The sequence below is a fragment of the Acidovorax sp. GBBC 1281 genome (assembly GCF_028473645.1).
Classification (GTDB): domain Bacteria; phylum Pseudomonadota; class Gammaproteobacteria; order Burkholderiales; family Burkholderiaceae_C; genus Paracidovorax.
Genome location: NZ_CP097269.1, coordinates 2,073,402 through 2,087,815, shown reverse-complemented (window position 1 = coordinate 2,087,815; position 14,414 = coordinate 2,073,402). Strand labels below are relative to the sequence as shown.

The following is a 14,414-nucleotide window of genomic DNA, read 5'->3' as shown; positions in this document are numbered from 1 at the left end:
TATACAGAATCCTTTTCGACGATCACACTCCCGTTTCAATACGTCACGCAGTGACTCCCTTCCAACCACACCCCTCCCGAAGGTGCCCATGAAGCTCTACTACGCCCCCTACACATGCTCGCTGTCACCGCATATCGTCCTGCGGGAGCTCGACCTGCCGTTCGAGCTGGTCAAGGTCGACAACAAGACCAAGCAGACGGCTGACGGCAGGGACTTTTACGCGATCAATCCCAAGGGCTACGTCGCCGCGTTGGAACTGGACAGCGGCGAGGTCCTGACCGAAGGACCGGCCATAGTCCAGTACCTTGCGGACCAGAAGCCCGACAAGGACTTGGCACCGCCCGCCGGCACCTGGGCCCGCGTACGGCTTCAAGAATGGCTGAACTTCATTACCAGCGAGATCCACGCTGGCTCCGCACCGCTTTTCAATGCGGCATTGCCAGAAGAAGCCAAGGTCTTCTTCCGCGAGAAGCTTTTCAAGCGCTTCGAGGTGCTCGAAACAGCGCTCCAGCAGCAGCCCTACTTGCTCGGCTCCTCGTTCAGCGTGGCCGATGCCTACCTGTTCACGGTCCTGAGCTGGTGCAAATTCTTTGCGATCGATCTCGGTCGCTGGCCTGCCATCGCAACCTATTCGAGAGCGATTGGACGGCGCCCAAGTGTTCAAACAGCGTTGCGTATCGAGGCCACGCAATAGCCCCCGATGCGCGTTAGGAAATGACGACTTTTCCACGAAAGTGAAACATGGAGCTTCGACACCTGCGCTGCTTCATGGCGGTATCTGAGGAGCTGCATTTCGCCCGCGCGGCTCAGAAGCTTCATATCGAGCAGTCACCGTTATCGCGCGCAATCAAGGAGTTGGAAGAAGACCTGGGTGTTCCACTGTTTGCGCGCACAACGCGCAGCACACGACTAACCCGCGCTGGCAAGCTGTTCTTGGTGCATGTCCCTCGTGTCTTCGCGGCTCTGCAGCAGGCTCGCGACAGCGTCAAGGCTGCTGCGGCCGGGTACCACGGTCAACTGCGTATTGCCGTGTCCGACGGCGTCATGCCAACACGCCTGCCTGCGTTGTTGGCCCTGTGCAGACAAGAAGAACCAGAAGTCGATATCCGTCTGTTCGAAGTGCCTTTGTCGCAGCAGATTCAAGGGCTGCACGATGATCTCTACGACGTCGGGTTCGCGCAATCTGATGACGTGGGCGATGGAGTAATGGCTGAGTTCGCCTGGAGTGAACCGTTGATGGTGGCAGTTCCTGCGCGTCATCCTCTGCTGGCCCATCAACGCATTCTGCTCGATGAATTGCTGCGCTATCCCTTGGCCGTATGCGATCCGCACCTCTACGAGGGCTACAGCCGGCAAGTCGCACGCTTGCTACGCGCTGTGGACAGGGACCCGCTGGTTGCCGAGCATGTCACGTCGTTTGACCTGATGATGACTTTGGTTTCGGCGGGATTCGCCCTGGGTCTTGCGGGCGCCTCACAGATCGCAGCCAGCCATGAGCCCGGCATCGTCGCGCGCCCCTTGGCAGGCCGTTCACCGATTCTTACGACCTACCTGCTGCGGTTGGCTACCGATCCTTCGGAAACACTCAGCCATTTCATCGAACGCGTGGGCGCCATTGAGCCTCCGCCTTTCGATGGGCGCACATCCTCACCAGACGCCGATGTCCCCGGGGAAAACGAACCATGAAAACGTCCATCTTCTTCCTCGCTGCTGTGCTCGCCGCTGGTTGCGAGCCGTCCGCGCAGACCGACACGGTCGAATCGCTGGCCGCGAACCCCGAACGATTGAAGGAACTGCGCGAGCAGTGCAAGGCCGACCGCGCCAAGCTCGGCGACGCGCTGTGCAACGCCGTGGCAGAGGCCACGCGCCGCCGATTCATGGGCGGCGGCAAGGTGCCGTACACACCGCCCAAAGAGTCGTCGAAGTTTTGATCGTTGGCGAGTCGACACACTCACTTCAACGCCCGATCAACACGCCGCAATGCGACATCGCTTGCGGCGTTTTCTTCGTCTGCGCCCCAGCAATAAGTCTTGCTTTCTTCTCGACCTTTGTCCCGATAACGGTCTTTGACCGGCACTGACCCGACACCGATCCTGACGCCTGCGGCACGCCTTCGTGCCGCACGGCTTGCAGAACGAATCGGAGGTCAGGATGCAGGGAACCAGTGTGCTGTTTGGCCAAGTATTGACGGTGTTCGGCATCGTCATCGTCGGCGTGTGGGCTGCCACGCAATGGACGGCCGCCGCGCTGAGCTATCAGCTCTGCCTGGGCACGCCCTGGTTCGAATGCTTCGGCACGCCGGTCTACTACCCGTGGCGCCTGTTCGAGTGGTGGTTCTTCTTCGATGCCTACGCGCCGAACGTGTTCGACACCGGCGGCGCCATCGCGGGCGGCAGCGGTCTGGTGGCCGTCGTGGTCGCGATCGGCATGTCGATCTGGCGGTCGCGGCAGTCGAAGCTGGTCACAACCTACGGCTCTGCGCGTTGGGCCGATGCAGCTGAGATCCGCAAGGCCGGGCTGACGGGTCCCGCCGGTGTCTTCCTCGGCCTGCATGACGACCAGTACCTGCGGCACGAAGGCCCCGAACACATCCTGACCTTCGCGCCCACGCGTTCAGGCAAAGGCGTTGGCCTTGTCGTGCCGACCTTGCTTTCGTGGCCGGCATCCGCCGTCATCCACGACATCAAGGGCGAGAACTGGAACATCACCGCGGGCTGGCGCTCACGCTTCTCGCACTGTCTGCTGTTCAACCCCACCGATCCGAAGTCGGCCGTGTACAACCCGTTGCTCGAAGTCCGCCGTGGCGCACACGAAGTGCGCGACGTGCAGAACATCGCCGACATCCTGGTGGACCCCGAAGGCGCGCTGGAGAAGCGCAACCACTGGGAGAAGACTTCGCACGCGCTGCTGGTCGGCGCCATCCTGCACGTGCTCTACGCGGGTGAGGACAAGACGCTGCGAGGCGTGGCCAACTTCCTGTCTGATCCGGCGTGCCCCTTCGAGGTGACGCTGCACCGGATGATGAGCACGAAGCATCTTGGTGACGCCCCACACCAGGTGGTCGCATCGGCTGCCCGCGAGGTGCTCAACAAGAGCGACAACGAACGCTCCGGCGTGCTGTCCACGGCCATGAGTTTCCTCGGCCTGTACCGCGACCCCACGGTGGCCGAAGTCACCTCGCGCTGTGACTGGCGCATCGCCGACCTGATCTCTGCCAAGCACCCGGTGTCGCTGTACCTGGTCGTACCGCCTTCGGATATCAGCCGCACCAAGCCGCTGATCCGCCTGATCCTCAACCAGATCGGGCGTCGCCTCACCGAGTCGCTGGATGGTTCCGATGGCGTGGAGCGCCGCCACAAGTTGCTGCTGATGCTCGACGAGTTCCCGGCACTGGGGCGCCTGGACTTCTTCGAGTCGGCCTTGGCCTTCATGGCCGGCTACGGCCTGCGCGCCTTCCTCATCTCGCAGTCCCTCAACCAGATCGACAAGGCTTACGGCCAGAACCATTCGATCCTGGACAACTGCCACGTGCGCGTGACCTTCGCCACCAACGACGAACGCACCGCCAAGCGCATATCCGAGACCCTGGGCACGGCCACCGAGTTGCGCGCGCAGCGCAACTACGCTGGCCATCGGCTGGCACCGTGGCTGGGTCATCTGATGGTGTCGCGCCAAGAGACGGCGCGGCCGCTGCTGACGCCTGGTGAAGTCATGCAGCTGCCGCCGGATGAATCGGTGGTCATGGTTTCCGGCCAGGCGCCGATCAAGGCGAAGAAGCTCCGCTACTACGCCGACACCAACTTCAAGCGGCGCGTGCTGCCACCGCCCGTGCTGGCGCCGGGCCGCTATGCCGACGCGCCAGCCGCACGCGCCGATGACTGGAGTGCCTTGGCGGTCCCGGCGATGCCTGTGTCGCTCGCATCGGCCAGCGGTACCGGCACCGCCGATGACGGCGGCCCACGCCAGCAACCCGAACTCACCGAGGTCGCCATCTACAGCCCCGAATCCGAGCAGCACAGCAGTGACCTCTCGCTGCTCGATGACGACGACTTCGTGCTTCCCCTCCCGAGCCAGCTCGATCCGACGCTGCAGCGCACGGCCCGGCTGGCATCCCTCGACCCCAACGACGGAATCGATCTATGACCCACGCCCGTTTGAATCTCTTCATCCAGCCCGAGCACGCTCGGCGGCTCGATGAACTGGCCGCCAAGAAAGGCGTGTCGAAGTCGTCCATCGTTGCCGCTGCCCTGGCGTCCTGGCTGTCTCCCGATGCTGGCGACCAGCGTGAAGCCGCTATCGCGAAACGCCTGGATCGTCTCTCCCGCCAGTTCGAGCGCCTGGAACGCGACCAGAACATCCAGATCGAGACGCTGGCCTTGTTCGTCCGCTACTTCCTGACGGTGAGCACACCGGTGCCCGAAGCGCATCAGGAGGCGGCCAAGGCCCAGGGCAAGGCCCGCTTCGAGCAGTTCATCGAACAGCTTGGCCGCCACCTGCTGCGCGGGCGCAGCCTGGTCAAGGACGTGGTCGAAGAGATCCAACCCCAACCAAGCAACGACGGCGCACGGCTGGCGGAAGCCGCCCTGCAGGAGAACGGATCATGAGCGCCGTTCCGAAGCCGAAGCCTGAGCCGGCACGTTCATCTCCACCTTCGTCCGCAGCCACCTCTATGGACCGCCGCATCCGCATGCTGCGCACGGCCATGGGGCCGCTGATCGCCACCGCGCTGGAAGACTCGGACGTGGTGGAGATCATGCTGAACCCGGACGGCACGTTGTGGATCGACCGCCTGTCGTCAGGTCGCTCGCCGATGGGTGCGTCGCTGTCGCCTGCCGATGGCGAGCGCATCATCCGGCGGCAGAGATCGCCGCCACCGGCGACCGGGTGCTGGTGCTCGAAGACACGGTGGAGCTGCAATGCACCGCCCGCGACCACGTGCCGCTGCGCACGCTGCCCGGCATCGTCTCGATGGCCGAGCTGGTGCGCGCCACGATGCGCCTGCGCCCGGACCGCGTGATCGTCGGCGAAGTGCGCGGCGGTGAAGCGCTGGACCTGATCAAGGTCTGGGGCACCGGGCACCCCGGCGGCATCGCGACCGTCCATGCCAGTTCGGCCCAGGGCGCACTGATGCGGCTGGAGCAGTTGATCCTCGAAGTCGCCCTGACACCGCCGCGCGCGCTGATCGCCGAGGCGGTGAACGTCGTGATCTTCATCGCGGGGCGTGGCCGGTTCCGGCACGTGCAGACCATCGCGCGGGTCGTCGGCTTCGACGCGAACGGCTACCGGCTGGTCGATGCGCTCGCCGAAACCGCTTTGCCGCCTTTCCCACCGCTACCACCGCTTGATTTCCCTCCCTCAACCACCCCTGGAGAACTGCCATGAGCACCACCGTTTCGCGCACCCACGTTTCGACCTCCCGCTTTTCCGCAGATCCGCTTCTGCGGCTAGCGCTGAACTCGGCCGCACTCGCGGCGCTGATGCTGCTCTTTGCGTCCTCCGCACACGCGGCCGGCTCCAGCATGCCGTGGGAAGGACCGCTGACCTCCATCCTCGAATCGATCCAGGGGCCGGTGGCTCGGATCGTCGCGGTGATCATCATCATCTCCACCGGGTTGGCGCTGGCCTTCGGCGACACTAGCGGTGGCTTCCGCAAGCTGATCCAGATCGTGTTCGGCCTGTCGATCGCGTTCGCCGCCTCGTCGTTCTTCCTGTCGTTCTTCAGCTTCTCTGGCGGCGCGGTGATCGCATGAGTGCGGCCAACGAATTCGCTTCGGGCCTCGCGCCCGGCTTCGAGGTGCCCCTGCACCGGTCCCTGACCGAGCCAATCCTGCTGGGCGGCGCGCCGCGCACCGTGGCGATCGCCAACGGGACTTTGGCCGCGGCGGTCGGCCTGGGCCTGCAGCTGTGGATTCCGGGCGCAGTGCTCTGGATCGTCGGCCACTCGCTGGCGGTCTGGGGTGCGCGGCTCGATCCGCAGTTCATGGCCGTGTTCGCACGGCACCTCAAGCACCGCGCGCTGCTGGACGTGTGAGGAGGCCACCATGCTGAACCTTGCCGAATACCGCAAGCGCCCGGCGCTGCTGGCCGACTGGCTGCCCTGGGCCGGGCTGATCGCCTCCGGTGTCGTGCTCAACAAGGACGGTTCGTTCCAGCGCACGGCGCGCTTCCGGGGACCGGACCTGGACAGCGCGACGCAGGGCGAGCTGATCGCCACATCGGCGCGTCTGAACAACGCGCTGCGCAGGCTCGGGTCGGGCTGGGCCTTGTTCGTGGAGGCCGAACGCCGTACCGCTGCGGACTACCCACAGTCCGACTTCCCCGAACCGCTGTCCTGGCTGGTCGACGAAGAGCGGCGGGCTGCCTTCGAGTCGGAAGCCAGCCACTTTGAAAGCAGCTACCACCTGACGCTCGTGTACCTTCCGGCCGAGGAGTCGAGTGCCCGCGCGGCCAAACTTCTCTACGAGAACTCGCCGCAGAAAGGCGTGGACTGGCGGGAACGTCTGACCGCCTTCATGGCGGAGACGGATCGCTTCTTCGACCTGCTCGACGGCGTGATGCCGGAGATCGCCTGGCTGGACGGCAGCCAGACCCTGACCTACCTGCACGCGACGGTCTCGACGCGGCGCTACTGCGTCAGGATGCCGGAGCACCCGTTCCACCTCGACGCCTTGCTGGTGGATTCGGCCTTGGTCGGCGGACTGGCACCCATGCTGGGCAACCAGCACCTGCGCGTGGTGTCGGTGCGCGGCTTCCCGACCTCTACCTGGCCGGGACTGCTGGACGATCTGAACCGGCTCGGTTTTGCGTATCGCTGGTCCACGCGCTTCATCTGCATGGACAAGGCCGAGGCCGAGAGAGAACTCGGCCGGCTGCGCCGCCAGTGGTTCGCCAAGCGCAAGAACGTGGTCGCGCTGCTGCGCGAAACCATCTTCCAGCAGGAGACTCCGCTTGTGGACACCGACGCCTCGAACAAAGCATCGGACGCCGATGCGGCGCTGCAGGAGTTGGGCAGCGACCAAGTGGCCTTCGGCTACGTCACCGCAACCGTGACGGTGCTCGACGCCGATGCCGGCGCGGCCGACGAGAAGCTGCGCCGGGTGGAGCGTGCGATCCAGGGACGTGGCTTCGTGACGATTCCGGAAACCCTCAATGCTGTGGATGCGTGGCTGTCGTCGATCCCCGGCAACGCCTACGCCAACCTGCGCCAGCCCATCATCTCGACGCTGAACCTGGCGCACCTGATGCCGGTGTCGGCTGTGTGGGCAGGCCCTGAGTGCAACGCCCATCTCGATGGCCCGCCGCTGATCGTGACGCGCACCGACGGTGCGACGCCGTTTCGGCTGGTGACGCACATCGGTGACGTGGGCCACACGCTGGTGGTCGGGCCGACCGGCATGGGCAAGTCGGTGTTGCTCGCAACGCTGGCGATGCAGTTCCGGCGCTACGCCGGCTCGCGTATCTTCGTCTTCGACATGGGGCGCTCGATGCGGGCCACGATCCTGGGGCTGGGCGGGGAGCACTACGACCTCGGTTCGGACGGAAGCATCGCTTTTCAACCACTCTCGCGCATCGACCAGGAGGGCGACCGCACCTGGGCCTCCGAATGGGTGGAAGGCCGGCTGCTGCAAGAAGGCATCACCGTCGGTCCCGACGAGAAGGCCGCGATCTGGTCGGCGCTGGGAAGCTTGGCCGGTGCCCCGGTGGAGCAGCGCACGCTGACCGGCCTGTCGGTGCTCTTGCAGAGCAACGCGCTGCGCCAGGCGCTCGCGCCTTACGTGCTCGGCGGTGCCCACGGCAAGCTGCTCGACGCGGATACGGACCGCCTGGGCACTGGCGCCATCCAATGCTTCGAGATGGAAGAGCTGATGCACAGCAAGGCCGCAGTGCTGGCCGTGCTGGGCTATCTGTTCGCGCGCTTCGACGAACGCTTCGATGGCGCACCGACGCTGTTGATCCTCGACGAGGCCTGGCTCTTCCTCGACGACCCGGTCTTCGCCGCGCGCATCCGCCAGTGGCTGAAGACGCTGCGCAAGAAGAACGTGAGCGTCATCTTCGCGACGCAGTCGCTGGCCGACATCCAGAACTCCAGCATTGCCCCGGCCATCGTGGAAAGCTGCGCGAGCCGCATCTTCCTGCCGAACCCGCAGGCGACGGAACCGCAGATCAAGGTGATCTACGAGGGTTTCGGCCTGAACCGCCGCCAGATCGACATCGTGGCGCAGGCCATCCCGAAGCGTGAGTACTACTACCAGTCGCGGTTGGGCAACCGGCTGTTCGATCTCGATCTGGGGCCGGTGACGCTGGCCTTTGCGGGGGCTTCGTCGCCGCAAGACCAGCGCGATATCGACGCCGTGTTGGCATCGGCGCCGTCGCACGACTTCTCTGCTGCCTGGCTGCGTCATCGCGGCCTCGACTGGGCGGCCGATCTCGTGTCGTCCTTCCTGCCCCCTCCGCCCCCTCCATCCACTTCACCCACTCCACAGGAGCACACGCCATGAAGAAGACCTTGCTCGCCCTTGCCGCCGCAGCGCTGATTGGCGGCATGCCAGTCGCGCACGCCCAATGGGTCGTGATCGACCCCACGAATCTCGCGCAGAACATCATGACTGCGGCCAACACGCTCGAGCAGATCAACAACCAGATCAAGCAGTTGCAGAACCAGTCGCAGTCGCTGATGAACCAGGCGAAGAATCTGACCAGCCTGGACTTCAGCGCCTTGAATGAACTGCGCGCCGCGCTGTCGGCCACCAACCAACTCATTCAGCAGGCGCAAGGCCTGGCCTTCAACGTCTCGCAGATGGAGGCCGAGTTCCAGCGGCTCTATCCTGAGTCGTACACGGCGGCGATCTCCGGCACGCAGATGGCGACCGATGCGCGCTCGCGCTGGCGCAACTCGCTCGAAGCACTGCGCACGGCCACCAAGGTGCAGTCGCAGGCGGTGCAGAACTTCGCCTCTGACGAATCCACGCTGACGGATCTGGTGAACCGCAGCCAGTCGGCTGTGGGTGCCTTGCAGGCCACGCAGGCGACGAACCAATTGCTGGCCCTGCAAGCCCGGCAGGCTATCCAGGCGCAGCAGCTGCAGATCACGCAGGACCGGGCCGCCGCGCTCGAACAGGCGCGCGTGATCGCGGTGCAGGAGCGTGCGCGAGAGGTGCGCCGCCGTTTCATCGGGACGGGCACTCCGTACACGCCGCAAGCCGTCGACTTCTACGGAAACTGAGGAACGGTCATGAACGACGTCGCCGTCATCGACCGCTTCCTCATCGTCTTCTCGACCTACATCGACTCCGGCTTCGGCCTGCTGCGGGGTGAGGTGGCGTTCCTCACAGCCACGCTGGTGGTGATCGACATGACGCTCGCCGGCCTATTCTGGGCCATGAACCATGCCAGTGGTGGCGGCGACGACGTCATGGGCAAGCTGATCAAGAAGGTGCTGTACGTGGGCGCCTTCGCCTACATCATCGGCAACTTCAACATGCTGGCCAGCATCGTGTTCCGGTCGTTCTCGGGACTGGGGCTGCTGGCCTCGGGTTCGGCCATTAACCAGGCCGAGTTCCTGCAGCCGGGCCGACTGGCCAAGGTCGGCATCGACGCCGGGGCGCCGATCCTGGCGCAGATCAGCGACATGGCGGGGTTTCCCGAGGTGTTAGCGAACATCGACGCCATCGTGGTGCTGTTCCTGGCCTGGCTGGTGTTGATCGTGAGTTTCTTCGTGCTGGCGGTGCAGCTCTTCGTCACGCTGATCGAGTTCAAGCTGACCACGCTCGCGGGCTTCGTGCTCGTTCCCTTCGCGCTGTGGAACAAGACCTCGTTCCTGGCAGAGAAGGTGCTGGGCAACGTCGTGTCTTCAGGCATCAAGGTGCTGGTGCTGGCCGTGATCGTGGGCATCGGTACAGGGCTCTTCGCAGAGTTCCGGGCGCCGCCCGGCACGGAACCTTCCATCGACCACGCGCTGGTCATCATGCTGGCGGCGCTGTCGATGCTGGGCCTGGGAATCTTCGGACCGGGGATCGCGACGGGGCTGGTGTCCGGTGCGCCACAACTCGGTGCCGGTGCGGTGGCGGGTACCGCCTTGGGTGCGGCCGGCTTGGCCGTTGCCGGCGGTGCGGCGGTGGCGGGTGCGGGCTCGGCCGTCGCGGCGGGTGCACGCATGGCACCCGGCGCTGCACGTGCGGCCATTGGCGGCGGCGCTGCTGCAGCGCGTTCGGCCAGTTCCATGGCGAGTGGTGCGAAGTCGGCCTACCAAGCAGGCGCTGCTGCCTCGGGCGAAAGCGGTGTCCGTGCAGCCGGGGCTGGCTTTGCCAACGTCGCCAAGAGCGGCGCCAATGCCGCCGGGAAACGCGTCACCTCGGGTGCCAAGGCAGTGAAGGACCGCGTGGCGAGTTTCGTGGGGGATGCGGCGGCGCCTTCGGGCGCCAGCAGTCCTTCTGCGGACGCCGCCTCGGCGGGTTCATCAGCTGCTCCCTCCAGCGCAACCGCCCAGCCCGGCTGGGCCAAACGGCTGCAGCGCAAACAGCAGATCAGCCACGCCGCGTCGACCGTCGCCCACACGCTGCGCGGCGGGGACGGCGGTGGCGCGGGCTCCGCGCCCAGCCTGCGCGATCCCGCGGATTCCTAAGGAGAACACTTCATGCGATTCAAACGACCTCAGGTGCGCTACGGGGACACGCCGCAGCCCGCCACCCCCTACCAATCCGCCGAACAGGTCTGGGACGACCGCATCGGCTCGTCCCGCGTGCAGGCGAAGAACTGGCGGCTGATGGCGTTCGGCTGCTTGGCGCTGGCCCTGCTGATGGCCGGCGGCCTGGTCTGGCGCTCGGCGCAGTCATCGTCACGCCCTACGTGGTGGAAGTGGACAACGCCGGCCAAGTGCGTGCGGTTGGCGAGGCCGCCACGCCGTACAAACCCACCGATGCGCAGACGGCCCATCAACTCGCGCGCTTCATCACGCTGGTGCGGTCCCTCTCCATCGACCCCATCGTCGTGCGGCAGAACTGGCTCGACGCCTACGACGTGACCACCGACCGCGGCGCGGCGGTGCTCAACGAGTACGCGCGCACCAACGACCCCTTCACCCGCGTCGGCAAGGAGTCGGTAACGGTGCAGGTCACCAGCGTCGTGCGGGCCAGCGACAACTCGTTCCAGGCGCGATGGACCGAGCGGCGCTACGTCAACGGCGCGGCCGCCGGGCTCGAGCGCTGGACGGCGGTGATCTCCATCGTCCTGCAGCCGCCGCGCACCGAAGAGAAGCTGCGCCGCAATCCCCTGGGCCTCTACGTCAACGGCTTGTCGTGGAGCCGTGAACTCGATTCTTCCGAAGGAACCAAGCCATGAAATCGTCTTTGTGCATTCACGTATGGCCATCTTTGATGATGGCTGCAGCCGTCACGCTCGCCGGCTGCGCCTCACAGGGCAAGCCACCTCCGACCATCACGCTGGACGAGCCGGTGGCGGCGCAGGCGATGCCTGAGCCGCCCACGCCCATCGAGGTGGTGGCCGTGCCGGAGCCGCTGGCACTGCCGGCGCAACTCAAGCCCGTGCCGCTGGAGCAGCAAGCCGTCGCCACGCCAGAGCCGGTGGATGAGAAAGTGCGTGTCTCCCGTGCCAACGAGGAGGCGCGCATGGCGCCGACGCGCGAGGGCTACGTCAATGCGATCCAGGTCTGGCCGTACACGGACGGTGCGCTGTACCAGGTCTATGCGAGCCCGGGCCGTGTGACGGTGGTGTCGCTCCAGCCCGGCGAGGAACTCGTGACGGTCGCCGCCGGAGATACGGTGCGCTGGATCGTTGGCGACACTTCCAGCGGCACGGGGGCCGATCTGCGCGTGAGCGTGCTGGTCAAACCCACGCGCAGCAACCTCAAGACCAATCTCGTCATCACCACCAGCCGGCGCACCTACCTGATCGAGCTGACCTCGACCGAGAAGGCGTGGATGGCGTCGGTGTCGTGGGACTATCCGAAGGATCGCATGCTGGCCTTGCAACGGCATGCGCAGGCGGCCAGCGCAGCCACGCCGGTCGATGCGGGCCTGTCGCTGGAGAAGATCCGCTTCCGCTACGCGATCTCGGGCAGCGAACCGTCGTGGAAGCCGCTGCGCGCCTTCGACGACGGCGAGAAGGTCTACATCCAGTTCCCCGGCGGCATCGCGCAGGGCGAGCTGCCGCCGCTGTTCGTGATCGGCGCGCAAGGGGATGGGCAGCTCGTGAACTACCGTTTCCGGTCGCCGTACTACATCGTGGACCGGCTGTTCGGCGCGGCCGAACTCCGCTTGGGCGCAGACAAGGGTGACGTGGTGCGCATCGAACGCACGGACGGGATCACCGGCGCGCGGAGGAACTGACCATGGACCAGGACATCACTGTAGAGGTTCCGGTGCCGGACACTCCGCCCAAGGTGGCGCCGGAGAACGTCACGCTGCGCGCCCAGCCGCGCGCGGTCACGCGCCTGAACCGACGCATGCTGGCGGCCCTGCTGGGTGGGCTGTCGGTGGCCGTGCTCGGGGCCTTGATGTGGTCGCTGCAGCCGCAGCGGCGCAATACAAGCGAACCGGCTGAGCTGTACAACGTGGACCGGGTGTCGCGCTCCGAAGGGCTGAATCAACTTCCGGCCGACTACTCGAAGCTGCCACCGGCGGTGCCGCAGTTGGGAGCACCGCTTCCGGGGGATCTGGGCGGGCCGATCCTAAGGGCCGAGCAGCAGGCCCAGGGGCCTGGCTACGCGCAGCCGGGGCACGATCCGGCCGAGGCAGCGCGTCTGGCGCGCTTGAAGGAGGCCGAAGAAGCAGCGGCTTCGTCGGTCTTCTTCCGTTCGTCGGGTGGGCCGAGGGTGGCTGCTGCGCCGTCGGTGCAGGCCGCGCCTATTGCGGGGCAAGCTGCGAACACCGCGTTCGATCCGATGGCAGCAGGCCCGGTCTCGACGGCTGCGCAGCCCACTGACCCGACGGTGGCGCAGAACCGGCAGGATCAGAAGGAGGCGTTTGTGTCCAAAGCCAGCTCCACACAAACGCGTAACTCCGGTTCTCTGAAGATGCCTGCTTCGCCGTACCAGGTGATGGCCGGAACGGTGATCGCGGCAGCGCTGGTCACCGGCATCAAGTCGGACCTGCCGGGCGACGTGATCGCCACGGTGACGGAGCCGGTCTACGACACGGCCACTGGCAAATTCCTGCTGATCCCGCAAGGTGCGCGGCTGATGGGTAGGTACAACAGCCAGGTGAGCTACGGGCAGAGCCGCACGCAAGTGGTGTGGAACCGGGTGATCCTGCCGGACACGTCTTCGTTCCAGCTCGACAACCTGGTGGGTTCAGACCCTGCCGGCTACGCCGGCTTGGAGGATGGAGTCGATTGGCACTGGGATCGCATCGTGGCCGGCGCTGCGCTGACGACGCTGCTGGGCGTTGGCGCCGAGTTGGCCGCCCCGGAGAACCGCACAGATGGCAACCGCATCCTCATAGCGGGGCGCGACAGCCTGCAGGACTCAGTCAACCAGACCGGGCAAGAGATGACCCGGCGCAACATGAACATCCAGCCGACGTTGACGAGCCGGCCTGGCTTGCCGGTGCGGATCATCGTGAATCGCGATTTGGTGTTGCGGGTTTACCAGCCGATGTTCTTCCAACTGAAAAGATCGCAATGAGCACGTCGACCAAGAAGTTGCGGCTAGGGCCGTTGCCGAAGACGGAGACCGTCAAGCTGGCCTTCGCGTGCGCCGTCAGTTTGAAGTCCGATCTCGACCGCTATGCGACGCTGTACACGCAGACCTATGGCGAGGCAGTAGATGTGGCGACGTTGATCCCGCACATGCTAGAGGCCTTCATGGCGGGGGATCGAGGGTTTAAGAAGGGGTCATCATCAACGACCGAATTGCCGCGTCATGCGCGCGCTTCAGCAGACGCCGCCGGATCAACCCGCTCGCCGGCCTGATCAACAACCAATAGGGCGTGAAGCTGCGCTTGGTCGCATCGTCGCCGCAGCAGACGCGGGTCCGGGTAGTCAGTCGGGTACCAGCCCCCTCAGCCTCCACCGTGAAGTTCATCACCAGCTTTGCGATGCCAGATGGGTTCAATGCAGAGAAGGCTGTCGCATCGGCCACCGCGACGAGTCCGTAGTCCGATTGCCAGAAGCGGCCAGCCAAGCAGTAGGCCAGTTCACGGTCGCCATCTCGCCCTAGGAAGGTGAAGTTGGCAAACCCGAACGATGGACGATGTTGGAGATTGGACGCAAAGCCCAGTCGACCAGCGAGGCGATTGGGCGCCTCGCGCAACGCAATCAGGCTGCGAGCGATCGGGTCGTCCACCACATCAGGCCGATCTACAACATCGAGTACACACGCTGGCGGGGCTGGAATGAATCGACTGTGTTCCTCTGCGAAGTGGTGGTCGGGCAGGTAGCGGTCGATCAGCTTCATGGAA

The 14,414-nt window shown here is 65.4% G+C and carries 14 protein-coding genes and 2 pseudogenes; 15 read left to right on the top strand and 1 reads right to left on the bottom strand.

The window, feature by feature from the left end; translation table 11 throughout:
* Positions 1–88 precede the first annotated feature (88 nt).
* The 15 genes and pseudogenes from gstA (at position 89) to M5C96_RS09460 (ending at position 13,926) form a co-directional block, all read left to right on the top strand.
* Entirely contained in the window at positions 89–694 is a 606-nt protein-coding gene (gstA, locus tag M5C96_RS09530; protein WP_272568754.1) for a glutathione transferase GstA, read from the top strand.
* A 47-nt stretch (positions 695–741) separates the two neighbouring features.
* The gene (locus tag M5C96_RS09525) at positions 742–1,686 is read left to right on the top strand and encodes a LysR family transcriptional regulator (protein WP_272568753.1); all 945 of its coding nucleotides are present in this window, start codon (positions 742–744) and stop codon (positions 1,684–1,686) included.
* Positions 1,683–1,931, top strand: coding sequence for an EexN family lipoprotein (locus tag M5C96_RS09520; RefSeq protein ID WP_272568750.1), 249 nt, complete (start codon positions 1,683–1,685; stop codon positions 1,929–1,931). The genes M5C96_RS09525 and M5C96_RS09520 overlap by 4 nt, the downstream gene beginning before the upstream one ends.
* 220 nt (positions 1,932–2,151) lie before the next feature.
* On the top strand, positions 2,152–4,143 hold the full coding sequence (locus tag M5C96_RS09515) for a conjugal transfer protein TraG (protein ID WP_272569672.1): 1,992 nt from the start codon (positions 2,152–2,154) through the stop codon (positions 4,141–4,143).
* A complete protein-coding gene (locus M5C96_RS09510; protein ID WP_272568749.1) occupies positions 4,140–4,604 on the top strand; it encodes a CopG family transcriptional regulator in 465 nt (154 codons plus the stop codon). Before M5C96_RS09515 ends, M5C96_RS09510 begins: the two co-directional genes overlap by 4 nt.
* Positions 4,601–5,382 (top strand): annotated as a pseudogene (locus M5C96_RS09505) (ATPase, T2SS/T4P/T4SS family). The gene M5C96_RS09510 and the pseudogene M5C96_RS09505 overlap by 4 nt, the downstream one beginning before the upstream one ends.
* On the top strand, positions 5,379–5,750 hold the full coding sequence (locus M5C96_RS09500; RefSeq protein WP_284428126.1) for a TrbC/VirB2 family protein: 372 nt from the start codon (positions 5,379–5,381) through the stop codon (positions 5,748–5,750). Before M5C96_RS09505 ends, M5C96_RS09500 begins: the two are co-directional and overlap by 4 nt.
* Complete coding sequence (locus tag M5C96_RS09495) at positions 5,747–6,031, top strand: VirB3 family type IV secretion system protein (RefSeq protein ID WP_272568748.1); 285 nt, start codon at positions 5,747–5,749, stop codon at positions 6,029–6,031. Before M5C96_RS09500 ends, M5C96_RS09495 begins: the two co-directional genes overlap by 4 nt.
* 10 nt (positions 6,032–6,041) lie before the next feature.
* Positions 6,042–8,498: a conjugal transfer protein TrbE gene (gene trbE, locus M5C96_RS09490; protein WP_272568747.1), complete on the top strand. Its 2,457-nt coding sequence runs from the start codon at positions 6,042–6,044 to the stop codon at positions 8,496–8,498.
* Entirely contained in the window at positions 8,495–9,223 is a 729-nt protein-coding gene (gene trbJ / locus M5C96_RS09485) for a P-type conjugative transfer protein TrbJ (protein WP_272568746.1), read from the top strand. The genes trbE and trbJ overlap by 4 nt, the downstream gene beginning before the upstream one ends.
* A 9-nt stretch (positions 9,224–9,232) precedes the next feature.
* Entirely contained in the window at positions 9,233–10,621 is a 1,389-nt protein-coding gene (gene trbL, locus M5C96_RS09480; protein ID WP_272568745.1) for a P-type conjugative transfer protein TrbL, read from the top strand.
* 12 nt (positions 10,622–10,633) lie between these two features.
* Positions 10,634–11,337: pseudogene (gene trbF, locus M5C96_RS09475) on the top strand (conjugal transfer protein TrbF).
* Complete coding sequence (gene trbG / locus M5C96_RS09470; protein WP_272568743.1) at positions 11,334–12,344, top strand: P-type conjugative transfer protein TrbG; 1,011 nt, start codon at positions 11,334–11,336, stop codon at positions 12,342–12,344. Before trbF ends, trbG begins: the two are co-directional and overlap by 4 nt.
* 2 nt (positions 12,345–12,346) lie before the next feature.
* Positions 12,347–13,639: a TrbI/VirB10 family protein gene (locus M5C96_RS09465; RefSeq protein ID WP_272568742.1), complete on the top strand. Its 1,293-nt coding sequence runs from the start codon at positions 12,347–12,349 to the stop codon at positions 13,637–13,639.
* Positions 13,636–13,926 (top strand): DUF2274 domain-containing protein, encoded by a 291-nt coding sequence (locus tag M5C96_RS09460; protein ID WP_272568741.1) that lies wholly within the window; start codon positions 13,636–13,638, stop codon positions 13,924–13,926. Before M5C96_RS09465 ends, M5C96_RS09460 begins: the two co-directional genes overlap by 4 nt.
* Here the strand turns inward: M5C96_RS09460 and M5C96_RS09455 are convergent.
* Complete coding sequence (locus tag M5C96_RS09455) at positions 13,838–14,410, bottom strand: hypothetical protein (protein ID WP_272568740.1); 573 nt, start codon at positions 14,408–14,410, stop codon at positions 13,838–13,840. The two genes, M5C96_RS09460 and M5C96_RS09455, sit on opposite strands and share 89 nt — an antisense overlap.
* Positions 14,411–14,414: the final 4 nt, after the last annotated feature.